The organism is Lactobacillus sp. B4026 (genome assembly GCF_026535825.1).
Classification (GTDB): domain Bacteria; phylum Bacillota; class Bacilli; order Lactobacillales; family Lactobacillaceae; genus Lactobacillus; species Lactobacillus panisapium.
In genome coordinates, this window is the sequence record NZ_JAFNPD010000002.1 from 280,479 (window position 1) to 300,015 (window position 19,537).

General features: G+C 39.9%; 17 protein-coding genes. 3 read left to right on the forward strand and 14 right to left on the reverse strand.

What is annotated here, in order from left to right:
* Positions 1 to 33: 33 nt before the first annotated feature.
* Positions 34 to 2,487 carry a DNA topoisomerase IV subunit A gene (gene parC / locus J3U69_RS03230; protein ID WP_220235409.1) on the reverse strand — a complete coding sequence of 818 codons (2,454 nt, stop codon included), beginning with the start codon at positions 2,485 to 2,487 and terminating at the stop codon, positions 34 to 36.
* A 15-nt stretch (positions 2,488 to 2,502) separates the two neighbouring features.
* A complete protein-coding gene (parE, locus tag J3U69_RS03235) occupies positions 2,503 to 4,461 on the reverse strand; it encodes a DNA topoisomerase IV subunit B (RefSeq protein WP_220233032.1) in 1,959 nt (652 codons plus the stop codon).
* A 96-nt stretch (positions 4,462 to 4,557) separates the two neighbouring features.
* Between parE and plsY the strand changes: the two genes are divergently transcribed.
* On the forward strand, positions 4,558 to 5,193 hold the full coding sequence (plsY, locus tag J3U69_RS03240) for a glycerol-3-phosphate 1-O-acyltransferase PlsY (RefSeq protein ID WP_103751605.1): 636 nt from the start codon (positions 4,558 to 4,560) through the stop codon (positions 5,191 to 5,193).
* A 314-nt stretch (positions 5,194 to 5,507) separates the two neighbouring features.
* Here plsY and J3U69_RS03245 read toward each other — a convergent pair whose 3' ends face one another.
* The 11 genes from J3U69_RS03245 to J3U69_RS03295 all read right to left on the reverse strand — a co-directional run bounded on the left by J3U69_RS03245 (position 5,508) and on the right by J3U69_RS03295 (position 16,501).
* Positions 5,508 to 6,395 carry an aldose 1-epimerase family protein gene (locus tag J3U69_RS03245; RefSeq protein WP_267413010.1) on the reverse strand — a complete coding sequence of 296 codons (888 nt, stop codon included), beginning with the start codon at positions 6,393 to 6,395 and terminating at the stop codon, positions 5,508 to 5,510.
* Between the two features lie 17 nt (positions 6,396 to 6,412).
* Positions 6,413 to 7,822 carry an ATP-dependent protease ATPase subunit HslU gene (gene hslU / locus J3U69_RS03250; RefSeq protein ID WP_267413011.1) on the reverse strand — a complete coding sequence of 470 codons (1,410 nt, stop codon included), beginning with the start codon at positions 7,820 to 7,822 and terminating at the stop codon, positions 6,413 to 6,415.
* 18 nt (positions 7,823 to 7,840) lie between these two features.
* Positions 7,841 to 8,365 (reverse strand): HslVU peptidase proteolytic subunit, encoded by a 525-nt coding sequence (hslV, locus tag J3U69_RS03255; protein WP_267413012.1) that lies wholly within the window; start codon positions 8,363 to 8,365, stop codon positions 7,841 to 7,843.
* Positions 8,365 to 9,291, reverse strand: a complete 927-nt coding sequence (gene xerC, locus J3U69_RS03260; RefSeq protein WP_220235406.1) for a tyrosine recombinase XerC — start codon at positions 9,289 to 9,291, stop codon at positions 8,365 to 8,367. Before xerC ends, hslV begins: the two co-directional genes overlap by 1 nt.
* Before the next feature lie 2 nt (positions 9,292 to 9,293).
* The gene (trmFO, locus tag J3U69_RS03265) at positions 9,294 to 10,610 is read right to left on the reverse strand and encodes a methylenetetrahydrofolate--tRNA-(uracil(54)-C(5))-methyltransferase (FADH(2)-oxidizing) TrmFO (RefSeq protein ID WP_103751600.1); all 1,317 of its coding nucleotides are present in this window, start codon (positions 10,608 to 10,610) and stop codon (positions 9,294 to 9,296) included.
* A gap of 90 nt (positions 10,611 to 10,700) precedes the next feature.
* Positions 10,701 to 12,806 (reverse strand): type I DNA topoisomerase, encoded by a 2,106-nt coding sequence (topA, locus tag J3U69_RS03270; RefSeq protein WP_267413014.1) that lies wholly within the window; start codon positions 12,804 to 12,806, stop codon positions 10,701 to 10,703.
* Between the two features lie 83 nt (positions 12,807 to 12,889).
* Complete coding sequence (dprA, locus tag J3U69_RS03275; RefSeq protein WP_267413016.1) at positions 12,890 to 13,720, reverse strand: DNA-processing protein DprA; 831 nt, start codon at positions 13,718 to 13,720, stop codon at positions 12,890 to 12,892.
* Positions 13,721 to 13,766: 46 nt separating this feature from the next.
* The gene (locus tag J3U69_RS03280) at positions 13,767 to 14,522 is read right to left on the reverse strand and encodes a ribonuclease HII (RefSeq protein WP_267413017.1); all 756 of its coding nucleotides are present in this window, start codon (positions 14,520 to 14,522) and stop codon (positions 13,767 to 13,769) included.
* The gene (ylqF, locus tag J3U69_RS03285) at positions 14,519 to 15,358 is read right to left on the reverse strand and encodes a ribosome biogenesis GTPase YlqF (RefSeq protein WP_220221121.1); all 840 of its coding nucleotides are present in this window, start codon (positions 15,356 to 15,358) and stop codon (positions 14,519 to 14,521) included. The genes J3U69_RS03280 and ylqF overlap by 4 nt, the downstream gene beginning before the upstream one ends.
* Before the next feature lie 47 nt (positions 15,359 to 15,405).
* Positions 15,406 to 15,636, reverse strand: a complete 231-nt coding sequence (locus J3U69_RS03290; protein ID WP_103751595.1) for a YozE family protein — start codon at positions 15,634 to 15,636, stop codon at positions 15,406 to 15,408.
* Positions 15,637 to 15,640: 4 nt separating this feature from the next.
* A complete protein-coding gene (locus tag J3U69_RS03295) occupies positions 15,641 to 16,501 on the reverse strand; it encodes a DegV family protein (protein WP_220221120.1) in 861 nt (286 codons plus the stop codon).
* A gap of 110 nt (positions 16,502 to 16,611) precedes the next feature.
* Between J3U69_RS03295 and trhA the strand changes: the two genes are divergently transcribed.
* Entirely contained in the window at positions 16,612 to 17,277 is a 666-nt protein-coding gene (trhA, locus tag J3U69_RS03300; protein ID WP_103751593.1) for a PAQR family membrane homeostasis protein TrhA, read from the forward strand.
* Here trhA and J3U69_RS03305 read toward each other — a convergent pair.
* On the reverse strand, positions 17,274 to 18,473 hold the full coding sequence (locus tag J3U69_RS03305) for a CCA tRNA nucleotidyltransferase (protein WP_103751592.1): 1,200 nt from the start codon (positions 18,471 to 18,473) through the stop codon (positions 17,274 to 17,276). The genes trhA and J3U69_RS03305 overlap by 4 nt on opposite strands.
* A 90-nt stretch (positions 18,474 to 18,563) precedes the next feature.
* Between J3U69_RS03305 and J3U69_RS03310 the strand changes: the two genes are divergently transcribed.
* The gene (locus tag J3U69_RS03310) at positions 18,564 to 19,451 is read left to right on the forward strand and encodes a YitT family protein (RefSeq protein WP_267413019.1); all 888 of its coding nucleotides are present in this window, start codon (positions 18,564 to 18,566) and stop codon (positions 19,449 to 19,451) included.
* The last annotated feature ends 86 nt before the right edge of the window (positions 19,452 to 19,537 follow it).

Genomic DNA, 19,537 nt, shown 5'->3' on the forward strand with positions numbered 1-19,537 from the left:
TTAGCCTATTTACAGTGTATAAGTAAATAAAATTTATCTCGAACTAAGTGGTTTCCCAATTTGTAAATTAACAGGTATGCCGTCACTTGTCGTATCCACTACGAATGAACCATTTGAATAGCGATCACCAAGTGGATAATCATTTGTTTCCAGTTTAATCCGCCTTTTGCTGCTAGTAGTAATTGTTAATTCGTGATCTTGGCCATATGATGCCACTGCTACTATGCGATGAGGATTATTTTTGAGTTCTCGCAATACGAGAACGCCGCGCTTAGCACGCGAAACTTTATTAATTAGTTTTACTTTAAATTGTTTAAATGCACCTCGCTGCGTTACCAAGCCAACTCGTACCAAATTGAGATATTGCGGATCAACTAAAATATAAGAAACAACAAAATCATCATCTTTTAAGTTAACTGATTTTACCCCGGCTGCTTTAGCACCAGATTCAGGAACTTCACTGACATCATAGCGTACAGCGTATGCCTTATGGGTAAATAAAATTATTTCTGCTTTAGTATCCGGCTTAATTAAATCAACTCGTACAACCTGGCTATCATCTTTCTTCATTTTAATTGCAGTAATTGCCCGGGAACGGTAGGTTCTAGTCGGTTGCAGGTTTTGCAATTGCAATTGCTTAATATAACCATCATCAGTTGCAAGCAGGAAGTTGACATCTTGATCAAGCTGATCAAATTCAAAGACCCGGATGATTTGCTCTTCACTGTTTAAGCCAATTTCCTGTGAAAGGTGCTGACCAGTATCCTTCCACTTAGTTTCAACTAATTCATTAACTGGCCTGTAAATCAAATTCCCGCGATTAGTAAAGAGATAAAGATTAGTCAGAGTTGATAGTGTTTTTTCAAAAACAACTTCATCCCCATCCGGCAAACCATTATCTTCATCATCACTAGATTGCCAAGAACGCAAAGAGGAACGCTTTAAATAGCCATCCCTACTTATTAGGACTCTAACTTGCTCATCAGCAACCAACGCTTTTTCATCAATCTGAATCTTGGCCGTTTCAGCCGAAATTTCTGTTCGCCTTGGATTACCAAATTCACGCTTAACAATCGACAGCTCTTTAATGACTTCTTTATCTAAAACCTTTGAATCAGATAACAAAGTTTGATACCGAGCAATCTTTTGGTTTAAATCAGTCTGCTCATCAACTAATGCATCAACATCAGTATTAGTTAACCGGTAAAGCTGCAAAGAAACGATTGCCTCTGCTTGCCGTTCAGTAAAACCGAACTTTTTAGCCAAATTAACCTTCGCTTCAGTTTTATTCTTTGAAGCTCGAATCACCTTAATTACTTCATCAAGGATATCCATCGCGTGAATTAAGCCTTGTATAATTTCTAGGCGATTCTCTGCTTTATTAAGATCGTACTTAGTTCTCTTAGTAACTACATCTTTCTCATGCTCCAAATAAGACGCTAGGATATGCTTTAAGCCAACTTGCATTGGCGTCATATGATCAATTGCGACCATGTTGAAGTTGTAGGAAACTTGTAATTCCGTGTTCTTAAAAAGATAATTTAAAATATTTTGTGCATCTGCACCCTTTTTAAGTTCGACAACAATTGACAAACCATGACGATCAGTTTCATCACGTACTTCCGCAATGCCGTCAATTTCTTTATTCAAACGGATTTCATCCATCTTTTTGACTAAAAGAGCCTTATTGACTGCATATGGTATTTCCGTAATGACAATTTCTTCACGGTGACCACGAATTTCCTGAATAGATGACTTGGCCCGCACTTGCACACGACCACGGCCAGTTTCATATGCTTCTTTTAGCCCTTTTTGTCCCATCACGATTGCACCGGTAGGAAAATCGGGACCTTTAACAAACTTCATTAAGTCATCTAAGGTTGCATCCGGGTGCTTTAATAAATAGATGGTCGCATCAATTACTTCCGTTAAGTTGTGCGGTGGAATTTCTGTTGCATAACCAGCTGAAATTCCCGTTGAACCATTAACTAGCAGATTAGGAAAACGGACTGGTAAAACGGTTGGTTCATATTCCGTGTCATCGAAATTAAGCACCATATTAACCGTATCTTTATCAATATCCTGTAAAAGCATATTTGATATTTTGCTTAAGCGAGATTCCGTGTAACGCATCGCCGCAGGACCGTCACCATCCATTGAACCGTTGTTACCGTGCATTTCAATTAAGGTCTCACGCATCTTCCAATCTTGTGACAAGTGAACTAAAGCACCATAGATTGAACTGTCACCATGGGGATGGAAGTTACCCATGATATTACCAACCGCCTTGGCAGCCTTTTTAAAGGGTTTGTCATAGGTATTCCCGTCCCGGTACATAGCATACAAGATTCTTCTTTGAACGGGTTTCAAACCATCACGAATATCCGGCAAAGCCCGTTCTTGAATAATGTACTTGGAGTATCTTCCAAAACGTTCACCCATGACCTGCTCAAGCGGCATTTCACGAATTCGTTCTTTTGTTGCCATTAATTAAAAACCTCTTTACTCATTTTCTTCTTCCAAGATTGAAGCATTTTCGCCCATTCTGAACTTAACATTTTCTTCAATCCATCTTCTTCTGGCATCGACCTTGTCGCCCATTAGCGTGGTAACTCGGCGTTCAGCTAAAGCTGCATCATCGATTTTAACTCTAATTAGCATTCTAGATTCTGGGTTCATTGTTGTCTGCCACAACTGCTCGGCATTCATTTCCCCCAAACCTTTAAATCGCTGCAAAGCGTAACCGCGGCCCATCTTATCTTCGTCAGCCCGCAATTCCTCATCAGTCCAGGAATATTTAACTTGAGTATTCTTGCCACGCCCCTTTTGCAACCGGTATAAAGGCGGTAAAGCAATATATACTTTGCCGTTTTCAATCATTGGTCGCATGTAGCGGTAAAAGAAAGTCAACAGCAAGATCTGAATGTGCGCACCATCGTCATCGGCATCCGTCATAATGATAACTTTGTCGTAATTAGAATCAGCAACATTAAATTCAGCGCCAACTCCCGCACCGATGGTATAGATCATCGTATTGATTTCTTCATTTTTAAAAATATCCTGCAATTTAGCTTTTTGCGTATTTAACACCTTACCACGCAATGGCAGAATAGCTTGGAAACGACGATCACGTCCTTGCTTTGCAGAACCACCAGCTGAATCCCCCTCAACTAGGAACAATTCGTTCTTTTTAGGATTACGTGATTGTGCTGGTGTCAGTTTACCCGAGAGTACTTCTTTTTTCCGACGTTTTTTACCATTTCGACTCTCGTTTCGAGCCTTTTTAGCTGCCTCACGTGCATCCCTTGCACGTTGAGCTTTTTTCACTAATTCCTGGGCCAATTCGCCGTTTTCCATTAAGTAATAAGACATCTTTTCGTAAACAATTGCGTCTACAACTGATCTTGCTTGCGGCGTGCCTAATTTGCCCTTCGTCTGTCCTTCAAATTCCAGTTGTTCTTCTGGTATCTTGACGGATAACACAGCACTTAGACCTTCACGGTAGTCGGAACCATCAATATTTTTATCTTTTTTACCTAATAAGCCTTGCTTTTTAGCATAATCGTTAAATGCCCGCGTAAAACCGCTTCGTGCACCAACTTCGTGTGTACCACCATCAGCAGTTCGTACATTATTAACAAACGATACTAGACTTTCAGAGTAACTGTCACTGTATTGACCACTGAATTCGACTTCGATTTCGTCTTGTTTACCTGAAAAGTAAAAAACATCATTTAACGTATCTTTGCCTTCATTTAAATAGGACACAAAGGACTCAATCCCATTGTCATACTTAAAATCATCATGATGCTCAGGCTCACGTTCATCAGTCAAAACAAAGCGAACGCCTTTTAATAAGAAGGCAGATTCTCTAATTCTTTCCTGAATCGTCTCATACTTATATTTAGTTGTTGAAAAAATCTTCTCATCCGGTTTAAAGGTGATTGTCGTTCCTGTTTTTTCCTTTGTCTTACCTAAACGCTTCAAAGTACCAACAGGATGACCACCATCCTTAAACTCTTCTTCATAGGCAACGCCATCGCGAACAACCTTAACATCCATATAACTGGAAAGAGCGTTAACTACCGAAGAACCAACACCATGTAATCCACCTGAAGTTTTATAGTTTTGCTCCGTGAACTTACCACCGGCATGCAAAACGGTCAGAATGACTTCAATTGTCGGTCTGCCTGATTTATGCATCCCTGTGGGCATTCCACGACCAAAATCGCGGACGGTCACGCTATTGTCTTGATGGATGGTTACATCAATTTCTTGACCAAACCCGGCCATTGCCTCATCAACTGAATTATCAACTATTTCGTAAACGAGCTGATTTAATCCATGGATATCTGTCGATCCAATGTACATTCCTGGGCGCTTACGAACAGCTTCTAAACCATGAAGAATCTGGATTGATGAGTCATCATAAGAATTCGTTTTTTTATTTGCTTTAACCAAATAAACTCCTCCAGTTTAAATCATTTATTTATTTTAATCCTCATACTAAGCAATTTTTGATAAAATAGCTTTAGTTATTAAGGAAGTAGGATATAAATGATAAATCTTAAATTAATACTGGTATTTATTCTAGCATACTTGCTCGGATCCTTCCCAACAGGTGTAATCGTCGGTAAAATATTTTTTGCAGAAGATATCCGTGATTATGGCTCTGGTAATATCGGTACAACAAATTCCTTTCGCGTCTTTGGACCGGTTGCTGGAAGTTTCGTTTTGATAGTTGATGTTCTCAAGGGAACACTTGCAACAAGCTTGCCACGACTGTTTCACCTTCCAGGGCCAAAATATTTATTGCTAATTTCTGGTGGATTAGCTATTTTGGGTCATACTTGTTCAATTTTTCTTAAATTTAAGGGTGGAAAAGCAGTTGCAACAAGTGCAGGCCTGTTTTTGGGTTATAACCTAAAATTCTTTGCCGTCTGTGCAGTGATTTTCTTGCCACTGGTATTCATTACCTCGTATGTTAGTTTATCCAGTCTAATCGCAGTCGTATTAATTTTTATTGCTACCTTTTTCTTTCATGACATTTTCCTTGAGGTAATTGTTGGCTGCATCATGATCATTTTATTTGTTCGTCACCGCAGTAATATCAAGCGGCTCATTCACCACCAAGAAAATATCATCCCTTTCGGGTTGTGGTACTGGTATAAAAAAAGCCACCACAAGTTATAAAGCTAAAATAAATACAGCCAGTAATAAAGTTACTGGCTTTTATATTATAACTTTTGGGAACAATAGTTCGCAAGCGAAAAAATAAACAAATTGGATTATTTATGTAAAGAGCCGGATCTTACTTACTACCAACTTTTGACCGCGGCGTAATAAGGCCACGGCAAGTTTTACTCTTAGTCGCTTTAAAAATGTTCTTCAAAACTAAAACTAAATAATTTTTGGGCTAGCAATCTATTCTTAGCGGCAATTAAAAGGCGTCGAGTTTTAACTTGACGCCTTTAGTTAATTATTAAACTTTAGTCTAAATTTGCTAGCTAGTCTTGATCATGAAAAGCCATACTAAAACCAGCAGTAAAGGTTGCATTAGCATCTAAATGATTCATGCCATACTTTTCTTCTAACTTTTGGTTCGTATCTGCCCGATCGGCAATCCCCCACCACGGCTCAATACAAACATAATCAGCCGTTTTAGGATATTGCGACCAAATACCAACAAATGGAGCATCACGCAACCAAACATTTATATGGAAATTACTAGTATCTGTTTTTAGCGAAACGCGATTATCATGACCACGCAATTGAAAAATTAAAGCATCATTTTTAAATAAATGATCACTTAAAGTTATCAAGCTGTTAGTTGATGCTAGTGAGCGGTTATCCCAGTCCAAATATGCTCCCTTTAGCGGAATTTGAACCCGAGCCCGCGAAGGTTTGGTACTAAAGTAAAAATCTTCTTTTGCTACCTTTTCATCTGTTGGAATATTAAATCCTGGATGACCACCAATACCAAAAATCATTTCGCCATCAGACCGGTTGGTCACACTGAAATTTTCTTCCAACAAGTTATTAAGCAAATTGTAATTTACCCGTAGTTCAAATTTGAACGGGTAAATCGCTAATGTCTCTGGCGTATCAGTTAACAAAAAAGTGATACTTTCAGCGGTCTGATGTTCAACAGTAAACTCCATATCCCGGGCAAAACCATGCTGGGTCATATGATAGGTTTTACCTTGATAGGTATACTCATCATCTTGCAATTTGCCAACGATGGGAAATAAAACCGGTGCATGGCGCTGCCAAACATTAGGGTCAGCTTGCCATATATACTCATATCCGCTGTGTTGGCTCTTCACGCTTTGAATTTCAGCGCCAGTACTTGATATGACGACTTGTAAAATACTGTTCTTGATAGTGTAATCCATGATAATACATCGCCTTTTTACAGAATAAACTTAGTTAAATCCTTATTAGTTATTATATCACTAAGTTTTTCATCAACATATGCTTGGGTTACAGTTATTTCACCCATGGTCATATCAGGCCCTTCATAAAGAACATCTTCAAGCAGCTTTTCGAGAATAGTTGACAGTCTTCTAGCCCCAATATTATCTGTTCCCTGGTTAACGTCATAAGCAATTTGTGCAATACGGTCAACTGCTTCTTTAGTAAAGATTAGCTTGATGCCATCTGCTTTCATCAAAGCAACATATTGCTCAAGTAGGGAATCAGCTGGATCCTTCAGAATTTTTACAAAATCATCTTTTGAAAGAGCATTAAGTTCAACCCGAATTGGGAAACGTCCTTGCAGTTCAGGAATCAAATCGCTTGGCTTTGACTCAGAAAAAGCCCCTGCAGCAATGAACAAAATATGGTCAGTTGAAACCGGACCGTACTTTGTCTGAACAGTCGATCCTTCAACGATTGGCAAAATATCCCGCTGTACACCTTCACGAGATACCTCACCCGAAGTCTTTTTGTTGCCAGCAGTAATTTTATCAATTTCATCAATAAAAATAATTCCGTTGTTGGCTGTCCGTTCAATTGCTTTTTGGTAAATTGTATCGTAGTCAACCATTTTTCTAGATTCTTCTTGAATCAAGACTTCACGGGCATCTTTAACCGGTAGCGTCCGTTTAACCCGCTTTTTAGGGACTAAGCCATTAAGTACGGAACTCATGTCCATTCCCATTTGACTCATCATATCATTCATTGGATTAACTTTAGGAGCTTGTTCTACTTCAATCGTGACGTCCCGATCTTCTAACAATCCCTTATTTAGCTGTTCAGCAACTGACAAACGTTCATTTCTAATTTCGTCAGTTACTTCATCTTGGTCATTATCGGCTGCTTGATCAGTATTTTGACCATTGGTCATCAGCATTGACATCATGTCCTGGAATTCTTGCATTTGATTTTGCCGTTTTTCGTGCTTAATGCCAGGAACTAACAACCGAACCAATGTCTTATTGGCTTCTTTAGCCGCCTGCACACGTACACGATCAAACTGCTCTTTTTCTTCCATTCGAACTGCTTCAGTTACTAGGTCGCGTACCATCGATTCAACGTCCCGTCCAACATAACCGACTTCCGTAAATTTGGTTGCTTCCACCTTAACAAACGGAGCATTGACAATCAGAGCAAGTCTTCTAGCTATTTCGGTTTTACCTACCCCGGTTGGACCTGCCATAAGCAAGTTTTTCGGAGTGATATCTTCCTGCATCTTTTTAGGTAGCTGCATTCTTCGATAACGGTTGTACAAAGCAACAGCCACTGCCTTCTTGGCCTCGTCTTGACCGATAATATATTCGTCTAATAAACTAACGATTTGTTTTGGCGTTTTTGTTTCCATAACTAATTTCACCTACTTTTAAAGTTCATCTGTATGAATCTGATCATCAGTAAAAATATCGATACCGGAAGCAATCTCAACTGCTTCATGAGCAATTTCACTGGCAGACATCCCCGAAGAATGGCGCGTCATCGCAATCGCAGCAGCCTGGGCAAAATTACCACCCGAACCGATTGCCACAACATTTTCATCAGGCTCAAGCACTTCACCATTACCTGAAATAAGCAATAAATCCTTTTCGTTAAAGGCAATCAGCATTGCATCTAATTTTTGTAAGGTAGCATCCTTACGCCAAGCTTGGGCCATTTCAACCGCAGCACGCCGTAAATCACCACCAAATGCTTCTAACTTTCCTTCAAGCATTTCCTGCAAGCTGACCGCATCGGCCACACCACCAGCAAAGCCGATGACGACGCGATCATGGTATATGCGTCTTATTTTTTTAGCCGTTGTCTTAGCAATGACTTTTTCGCCTAAGGTTACTTGGCCGTCACCAGCAATTGCTGTTTTTCCGTTATATTTAACTGAACAAATTGTTGTCATTATTTTGCCTCATCTTTCTTATCATTACGGGTAAAAAATTGCTCATAATTTTCCTGTAAATGACTCATTGTTACATGCGTATATATTTGGGTAGTTGATAAATTAATGTGCCCCAATAACTCCTGTACGCTACGCAAATCCGCACCATTATTCAGCATTGCTGTCGCAAAGCTATGTCGCAATTCATGGGGATGAACTTTACCGTTAATCCCCGCACCATTAAATACTTTTTGCATAACATATTCTATGCCCCGGGTTGTCAATTGTTTACCTTGATGATTGACAAAAACAAAAGGACAATCGTGATCTTTGATGAGCTCGGGCCGGGCATCAGTCAAATAATTTGCCAAGGCCTCTTTAGTTTGCTCATCAAAAGCAACATAACGATCTTTGTTTCCCTTTCCGTGCACGAGAATAATTTTTAAATCTAAATCAACTTGCTCAAGCGTTAAATTGCTAACTTCGCTAACACGCATGCCGGTTGTATAAAACAACTCAAACATGGCTAAGTTCCGCCTAGTTAACGGTTCACTGCCATTGAGCGATGCAAAAACCTGTTTCATCTCAGGTGCATAAAAAAACTGCGGCAGTTTGTGCTCTTTTGCCCGCAGAACAATTGCCTGCGTCGGGTCTATTTTAACAATTTTACGCTTAGTTAAAAAGCGATAAAAAGATCTTAAACTAGACATTTTACGGGATTGAGTTGAACGAGCTAGCTTACGTTCTGCCAGATTTTGTAAAAAAATCTCAACATCACGGCGTTCAATCTTTTTCCAGCCAGCAAATCCGCCATTACTTTTCCAAAAAGACTTTGCCTCGAGCAAATCCGTTTGGTAAGACTTAATGGTCTTCTGACTATAATGTCGTTCGTTTTTTAGATAAGACAGAAACAGATCTAGTTCATCACTATTTTCTAAAGCAGCCATTGTTAATCCAACTCTTTTTGCTTAAATTCTTGAAGTTTTTCTAAACTACGCTCACTAATTTTTTCATGCCGTTCCCGTTTGTTCCGAATCTTTTTCCCTTCAAGACCAGGGATCAAAGCAAAACTGGCATTCATTGGTTGAAAGTGTTTAACGCTGGTTGTAGTCACATAATTTGCCATCGAGCCAAGAGCGGTCATTTTAGGAAAAATTACAGTAGGCTCATCAAGAGCTTCCTTGGCCGCATTAATACCGGCAACTAAGCCGCTACCAGCACTTTCAACGTAACCTTCAACGCCCGTCATTTGACCTGCGAAAAATAACCCAGGTTGTTTTTTCGCTTCATAACTGGCAGTCAAAACTTCGGGCGAAGCCATATAAGTATTACGGTGCATTTTCCCGTAGCGGATGAAACGCGCATTGGCTAAACCAGGAATCATTGAAAAGACTCGTTTTTGTTCACCATATTTCAAGTGCGTTTGAAAGCCAACAATGTTGTACATTGAAGCGGCGGCGTTATCTTGGCGTAATTGAACTACCGCATACGGCGTCTTGCCAGTATGAGGATCTTCTAAACCAACGGGCTTAAGAGGGCCAAACAACATCGTCTTTTCTCCCCGCGAAGCCATTACTTCAATTGGCATGCATCCCTCAAAAACATCATCTTTTTCAAAATCATGCATTTGTGCTGTTTCCGCATTAACCAATTCCTGAGTGAATTTCTCGTATTCTTCTTGCGTCATCGGGCAGTTAAGGTACGCCGCATCCCCGCGATCATAGCGTGATTTTTTATAAACAATATCTAAATCAATCGAATCGGCGGCAACAATTGGCGCTGCTGCATCAAAAAAGTGCAGACTTTCAGTTCCCGAAAACTCCTGAATTTTAGCAGCCAACTTATCACTGGTTAAGGGACCAGTTGCAATAATGGTAATGCCATCTTGGGGCAATTCGGTAATTTCTTCATCATGAAACGTAATATTGGGTAGTGCATGGAGTGTCTTGGTGATATAAGCACTAAATTCATCCCGGTCAACAGCAAGAGCTCCGCCAGCTGGAACCTGAGTTTTATCAGCCGCTTTTAAAACAAGCGAATCCAATTGACGCATCTCTTCTTTCAGTAACCCAACAGCATTGGACAGCTGATTAGACCGCATTGAATTGGTACAAACAAGCTCTGCTAATTCGCCGGTTTTATGAGCTGGCGTCATTTTAGTTGGTCTCATTTCATATAGATCAACCGAAATCCCTCGTTTGGCTAATTGCCAAGCGGCTTCACTACCCGCCAAGCCTCCACCGACAACAGTTACAGTTTTTGGCATATTTATATTCCTTTACTAATTTTTATTTACTTATATAAAAAGAATATCATCAAATCTAAGTGATTTGATGATATTTAATTAAATTTAATGTTATTTTGCGGTCTGTTCTTCCTTAGGCTCTTCTTTATAGTCGCCATTTGGACATAAAATAACCAGACCTTTTTTGTTTTTCTTTTCCACTAAGAAATGACCGTCATTAGGGCAGACACGGTTAATCGGCTTGTCCCAGGAAACAAAATCACAGTCAGGGTAGCGAGAGCAGCCATAGAATTTGCGGTTGCGCTTAGACTTCTTCTCAACTACATCACCTTTACCGCATTTCGGACAGATTACACCGACCTTTTTCACAATTGCCTTAGTGTTGCGGCAATCAGGGAAACGTGAGCAGGCGTAGAACTTACCATAGCGTCCCATCTTGATCACCATCGGGGCACCACAGATATCGCAGTTAAAACCAGCAGGTTCATCCTTAATCTGAACTTTTTGAATGCCTGACTCGGCTTTATCTAATTCCTTTTTAAACGGGTGATAATATTCGTCAATTACCTTGACCCAATTTTTCTTCCCTGCCTCAATGCTATCGAGGTCGCTTTCTAATTGGGCGGTAAAATCAATGTTAACAATATCCGGGAAGAATTTTTCGATTAAGTTATCGACAATTTCTCCTAATTCAGTAGGTACGATTGCTTTACCCTCAAGCTTGACATAATAGCGACGCTGAATCGTATCGATCGTTGGCGCGTAGGTTGACGGACGCCCGACACCATTTTCTTCTAGTGTATGAACTAAGCTGGCTTCCGTGTAGCGTGCAGGTGGCAACGTAAAATGCTGCTTGTTATCGGATTTTGCTAACTTAACTTGATCACCATCATCTAGTTCAGGTAATTCTACATTTTTTTCCTGCAAATTATCATAAACCTTGGTGAAACCAGCAAACTTCATTTTCGAACCAGTTGTCCGGAAAATCACCCCATTTTGTTCAATGTCAGCTCTTACGGTATCGTAAACAGCAGGCGTCATTTCACTGGCTAAAAAGCGGGACCAAATCAGCTTGTAAAGACGATATTGTTCGGTAGTTAAAACATCCTTTAGAGATTCGGGTGTCCGGTAAACACTTGTAGGCCGAATTGCTTCATGGGCATCCTGCGCATCTTCCTGATTTTTAAAGTGTCTTGCACCTTTGGCAGCATATTCTTTGCCGTATTTTTCATTTAGGAACTTAGATGCTTCAGCTTGAGCAATTGGGGATGTCCTTTTAGAGTCCGTTCTCATATAGGTAATTAGACCGACTGTGCCCTGTTTGCCCAGACTAATACCTTCATATAATTGCTGTGCAATACTCATGGTTCTGCGCGTCCGATAATTTAGACGCTTATTAGCTTCTTGCTGCATAGTTGAAGTCGTAAACGGTGCAGCAGGTTGCCGCCGACGTTCACGCTTAACGACATTATTAACTTGAAAAGTCTGCTTTTTATCAATTTTTGCTAGAACCTTTTGCACAGCTTCATTATTCGGCAAGTCCTGCTTTTTGCCATCGACGCCCCAGAATTGTGCCTTAAACGCCTTAGTTTTCTTTTTGAATTCGGCATCAATTGTCCAGTATTCTTCGGGCTTAAAGTTTTTAATTTCCTTTTCACGGTCAATTACCAACTTAAGAGCAACAGACTGAACACGTCCTGCACTAAGTCCTTTTTTCACCTTATCCCAAAGGATTGGCGATAAAGAATAACCTACAATTCGATCTAGGATTCTTCTGGCCTGCTGAGCATTTACCGTATCCATATCAATGGCACGGGGATTTTTAAAACTATTTTTAACAGCATCCTTGGTAACTTCGTTAAAAGTAACCCGGTTCTTAGCTGTATCATCCAGATTTAAGGCATGAGCCACATGCCACGCAATTGCTTCTCCTTCACGATCGGGGTCAGATGCTAGGTAAACATCTTTAGCTTTCTTAGCCTCAGATTTTAATTCTTTAATCGTGTCGCCTTTACCCCGAATCGAAATATATTTCGGCTTGTAATCATGATCAAAATCAATTCCCATTTGTGACTTAGGTAAATCACGAATATGGCCTTTCGATGCAATGACGCGATAATTACGTCCGAGATATTTTTCAATAGTCTTCGCCTTAGCTGGCGACTCAACAATCACTAATGTTTTTTTACGTTTTTTTGGCTTTGATTTTGTTGGCATCAAAAGCCTCCTCATTAAATTCTTTTTTTAAAATACTAGTCTGACAATAGTATATTTACCCGCAAATTGTCAAATCTTTCAAGTTATAACTGATAATCAGTTATTGGAATCGCCCCCGCGGCAATCAGCTTGTTTGGCCCAGCAGAAAGCTCATTGTCAATTGGTCCCGGAACCGCATAAATATCGCGATTTTCCTGTAATGCCAGGTTCGCTGTAATCAGTGAACCGGATTTTTCCTGCGCCTCGGTAACAACTACTTTTTGGGCAATACCAGCTAATATCCGGTTTCTTTGCGGAAAACGAAAGGGTCTTGGCGGCGTGTCAGGCAAATACTCGCTAAGAATTAGGCCACGGCGGATGATTTGTTCTTGAACGTGATAATTACTAAGCGGATAAAAATGATTTAAGCCATTACCAACTACCGCGATTGTTTTACCTTCACTAGTTAGTGCTGCCTTGTGCGCCATCACGTCAACGCCCTTAGCCAAGCCACTAGCAATCACCCAGCCTTTTTTAACAAGATGGGGAACCAAATTGGTCAAAACTGAACGACTATATGACGTTGCCATGCGTGAACCCACTATCGTCACAATTTTTTGCTGTAAGAGATTAACATCTCCCTGAGCAAACAAAACTAACGGCGGCCGGTAAATTTGACGCAATTGCTCCGGATACACATCGTCAAAAAAGCTAATAACCTGACACTGCTTCTTGATTCGTTTTACGTAAATTTCCGCCTGATCATCATTATAAGCAGCTAAACTCGCTCTTTTTAAATTGCTAGGCAAGTCCATTTTCATCAGCGCTTTAAGATTGACATCAGCTGTATCTAGTTGACTAGCAATTTTTAACATCTTAACATAACCAATTCCTTTTTGTAATTTTAAACGCAAAAGAAAATTTGTTGTTTTCATAAAAAACCTCCCTATCTACATATACGTAAAAAAGGAGGGAAATTTTTTATTGATAAAACTCACTGACAGGTGCAAATGTTTTACGGTGAATTGGTGATGGGCCATACTGCCTGATAGCGGCCAAATGCTCTTTAGTACCATAGCCGGCATTGACTTCAAAGTGATATTCGGGATAGATTTTAGCATAATCTGCCATTAGCTTATCACGAAAAACCTTGGCAACAATTGAAGCGGCAGCAATCGAATTAGACTTTGCATCCCCTTTAATTAACTTCACTTGCGGAAGAGCTACCGGCACATCCATCGCATCAACAAGCAAAGCATCAACGGAACAATCTAAATTATTGACGGCCTGTGCCATAGCCAATCGGTCTGCTTCATAAATATTTACTTTGTCTATTACCTCAGCGTCTTTGAGGCCGACAGCGACACTGACTGCTTCTTCAAAAATTTTAGGATAAAGTTCGCATCTTTTTTTAGCACTCAGTTTTTTCGAATCATTCACATCGATCAGATCAAAATCCTGGTCAATAACGACGGCAGCTGTCACCACCGGACCAGCCAAAGGTCCACGACCAACTTCATCGACACCGGCCACTACTTGCTTTTTAGCCCAAAATTGGCGCTCATAATCAAACCGCTTTTCAAATGCTGCTTTTTTACTTGCTAATTTAGCCTGACGCTTTTGATAGCTAACCAGTAATTTCTGAACGCCTGCTCTTGGATCCTGCGCCAACTGGGTGATTGTTTCTGCGGGAAGTTTTTCTTGAATTAATAAAGTTTTTATTTCATTGATTGTCATGGTCGATCTAATGTGATCCTTCCTACTTTGCCTTTACGCAGGCGTTGGAGAAGATACAAAGAAAAGCGATCATAGTCGTCACGCATCCCGTATTCTTCGGTAAGGGCCAAAAGCAAATCTGTATCATTGATTCGGCCTACTTGTTCCTTAGTTGTCCGCGCAAACTTCGCCACATCGCCCAAATAATGTTCACGCAACCTGGCAAGTAAAAATAGCGCAACATCATCAGCACTAAAAATACTATCTTTAATTGCGCCAAAAGCGGCAAGCTTATAGCCAACGTCCTGATCTTCGAATTTAGGCCATAAAATTCCGGGAGTATCTAAAATCTGAATGTTAGATTGCGTCTTCAACCAAGTTTGGCCCTTGGTTACACCAGGCTTATTACCCACGGCCGCTACATTGCGGCCAACCAAACGATTAATAATGGTCGACTTACCACAGTTAGGGATACCTGCCAGAGCAATGCGAATAACCGGATTGGCTGCACCTTTTGCTTCCAATTTAGCAATTTTAGCGCTTGCTGCTTTTTTCACCATCCGAACTAAAACCTGCATATTAGTATTATGCAAAGAGTCCAGTGCCATTACCACCTTGCCTTTGCCACTCAATTTTTTCTGCCAGATTTTAGTCATTACCGGGTCGGCCAAGTCAGCTTTATTTAAAATAATTAAGTGCGGTTTATCGCCAACTAAGTCTTCAATCATCGGATTTCTAGATGACTCAGGAATTCTCGCATCAAGTACTTCAACCAGAACATCAATTAATCCCATTTTGTCCTCAAGTTGATTGCGAGCCTTGTTCATGTGACCAGGATACCATTGAATTTTAGCCATTGTTTTTGCCTTCTTTACACTAAAAAGGCCCCAAGAAGGAGCCTTTGTTAATACATCATTTTATCGTGATACATCTGATAAGCTTGATCAAAAATGCTCATGCTCGGTAAATAGCCCGCATTTAGCTCAAGATACTCCGATAGCTTTTCATAATTTTGCTCTTGCTTAGGAAAAGTTTGATCATTTTGTGCATTATTTGCAAATTGCACGACAGGATCGGTGGAATCTGCATCCCGTAACGTCATTAAGTAACGGTAAAAACTTTCTCGATATGCCAATTAATTACTCCGTATAATATAAAATTGCGTATGCATCCATGCCCGCGTGTGTAGCAATTATTGGGCTAGTTTCGCGTACCAACACATCAATTTTAGAATTAATGTCCTTAATTTTTTGGGCAAAATCAAGCAAACGCTGTGGTACACCATTAAGTGATACGTAGGAAATACCAACTTCTTTAATTTTTTCTTTATTAGCCTCAATATCATCTAGGACACGCTGGTCAAATGCCATCGTGAATTTCTTGCCGCGCCCTTTTTTGGCTACTTTTAATTCACCGTGCGGCATTTGTAACTCGATTCTAATATTCAGCAAATTAGCAATCTTGCCTGAGATTGGCCCTAACCGTCCACCTTTGATCACATTTTCCAGGTTGACAATCATCATTCGCAAACGCTGAGTTTTCTTGATATTTTCAAGGTGAGTTAAAATTTCTGGAACTTGTTTCCCAGCTGCAACATCGCGAGCGGCAGCCAAAACTTGCAAGCCTTCAGCCCGATCAGTCAGTTCAGAGTCAACAACATGAACTAGATCCGACTTGCCACTTAATTCGACTGCTTGTCTGGCAGCATCAACCGTTCCGCTAAGTGCTTTAGCCAAAAAGATGCCAACGACTTCACTCCCATCAGCCGTTAAGTCCTTAATTGTATCTACTAATCTGCCGATTGGTGGTTGACTTGTTTTAGGCAGATCTTCTGCCTGACTCATTTTTTCAACAAATTCTTGCCTGGTGATTTCAACGCCATCAAGATATGTCTTTCCACCAACTGTTACGGATAATGGTACAACTGTTATATGATATTTTTCAATTTCTTCTGGCGTTAACTGTGCAGAAGAATCGGTCAAAATTTTTATTTCTGACAACCTACTCGACCTCAATTCTGAATTGCTGTTCACATTGTATGATAGAATGTGAATTGTATCAATTATAAATTATTATAACAAAAAAAAGAAAGTGAATATCTTTTTTCATAATGAAATTAAAAGAACTTTGGCAGGAGCCAACTAAAAAAAGCAAAAACTATTACGTATTAGATAACACGCTTAGTGCGGTTACCCACGGAATCGGTTTTTGCTTAGCAATTATTGGCTTAATTTTATTAATTTTAAAGGCAGTATCAATGCATAGCACCATAAGGCTTTTTACCTTTGCCATTTATGGCAGCTGCTTATTGATTTTATATTTATTTTCGACGTTATTTCATAGCTTAATTTTTACCAAAGCACGAAATGTTTTCCAAATTTTTGACCATTCCTCTATCTACCTTTTAATCGGTGGCTCGTATACGCCCTTTGCACTAGTAGCTATCGGGGGCAAATGGGGCTGGCTACTGTTTAGCCTCATTTGGCTAATCGCAATCTTTGGAATCATCTACTATATTTTTAACCGGGGCAAGCATGTCATTTTGGATACGGTTTTATATGTTGGTATGGGGTGGCTGGTTATTTTAGCTGGCAAATACCTATATGTCCGCTTGAGTCCTAACGGCTTTTGGCTCCTCGTTGGCGGCGGAATTGCTTATACCGTTGGGGCACTGCTTTATACCATGAAAAACGTTCCCTTTATTCATGTTGTCTGGCATCTGTTTGTTCTTCTCGGTTCAGCTTTGATGTATTTTGCTGTTTTATTTTATGTTTAAAATTCATTACCTAAAAATGCGGTGATTGCCTCACGTGAATTTTCCAATTCACCGGCAATCACTTTTTTCTTAATGTCTGTAAGTAGTTCACCTAGTTTAGGGCCCGGATTAACACCGGCAGCGATTAAAAAGCGACCATCAATTACTAGTTCAGAAGAAGACTTAATTGGTAACGCCATATAGCGGTCAACTAAAGCCTCAGAATTAATTGGCTGCCCCAAAATTTGCGCAACATCAATTGTATTCAATAATGTTTCTTTGCCTGCTTCAAAAAGTTCATAATCCGTTGGGGCACGTTCTGAAAGCAGGTCAAACAAATCAACAATTTTTTCTACTTTGCTGGTCATTGCATTGGAATTTTTCCAATCGCGCATAAATTGGCCAATTTCATTGTTAGCTATTTTCAGTAAAATGATAATCACGGCCCAAAGACTTGATTCTAAAATAGGATCAAACTTCAAACTGGGGTAAATTGCTAGTAAATCTTTCTTACCGGCAAAATCGGGCGCTCCTTCGCTTAATTCTGTATCCAAGAAGACCGCAAATGCCTTTCTTGAATTTGGTCCAGTCCCCATTTTGACAAACTCGTCACGAATTCGTTCAACCGAAATTTTAGGTAACAAATAATGGAGTTGTCGAATAGCCTCTTCAGTTTGCTCCTCCAGGTCGAATTGTAATTGACTCATAAAGCGGACTGCCCGCATCATGCGCAATGCGTCCTCGTGAAAGCGCTCTAAAGGATCACCAACGGCTTTAATTAGATGGTGGTGTAAATCATCTAAGCCATTGAATAGATCAACAATTTCGCCTTTAGTATTCATTGCTAACGCATTGATAGTAAAATCACGCCGCTTTAAGTCCTCTTTGAGACTTCTAACAAAGGTAACATGATCAGGGCGGCGAAAATCCTGGTAACCTGATTCGGTTCGAAACGTTGTTATTTCATAACTACTACCATTGTATAAGACAGTTACAGTGCCATGCTTAATGCCAGTATCGATTGTTTTAGGAAATAATCGTTTAACTTCTTCAGGATATGCACTGCTGGCAATATCAATATCATGAATATGTCGTTTTAAAAGCAAATCACGAATTGAACCACCAACAAAGTATGCTTCAAAACCTGCTTCTTCAAGCTTTTCAAGTACGGGAATTGCAGCAACAAAAATTTGGGGTAAATCATTTATTTTTTTCATCAGATAATCAACTCATTTGTATAGTGTTTTTCATTAGAAAATGTGGTAAGTTTATAGCGTCAAAGATTGAATAGAAAGATAATAATCATCATGCAAAAAATTACTAGAAGAAACATTCTAGAACTATTTATGATCATGCTAGGTTGCGCCATTTATGGCTTAAGTTTAGACATGATTTCCGCACCTAATCAGTTAACAGATGGCGGTATCAGCGGTATTACTTTGCTTCTTAGACACTTTTGGAGAATCAATATGGGGCTTTCCTCGCTTATTTTAAATATCCCACTAATATTTTTGGGATATCGCTTTATGGGTAAGCGACTCTTGACTTACACAATTTGGGGAACTCTTTGGCTCTCTTTTTTCCTATGGTTTTGGCGCTTGATACCTATTATATATCAATTAAACTTGGAACACGACCTCTTCTTGTCAGCGATTTTAGCGGGAACCCTATCTGGAATAGGTCTAGGATTAGTATTTAGGTATAATGGCACTTCAGGCGGGACTGATATCATTGCCCGAATTTGTCAATTAAAATACGGCATGTCCTCTGGCAAGGTGCTTTTATTCTGCGATGCGCTGGTCTTGTTTGCGTCACTAACTTATTTAGACTTAAAGCACATTATGTATACGCTGGTGGCATCATTTATCCTTTCACGCGTAATGGATGCTGTCCAACAAGGAGCCTACTCTGCTCGTGGTTTACTAATAATATCAGATAAGTACCAGCAAATCGCGCAGATGATTGATTTAAAGCTTGATCGCGGTTTTACCTATTTCGAAGCTCGGGGTGGCTATAGTAAAGTTAATCGTCCAGTAATCTATTTAGTCGTTTCGCCACGTGAAATTCCTGCCGTGAAAGAATTAATTAGCGCCGAAGACCCCAAAGCATTTGTGAGCGTAATTGAAGTTCACGAAGCACTGGGAGAAGGCTTTACTTACAAACAAAAGCAACGTCACTTTATTATCCGCAAATAAAAAGATCGCATTCTGATATGTGATATGAACCCCAAAATTAGGACAGTTTAATAAATTTTAACTAAGGACTAATGCCCGATATTCAA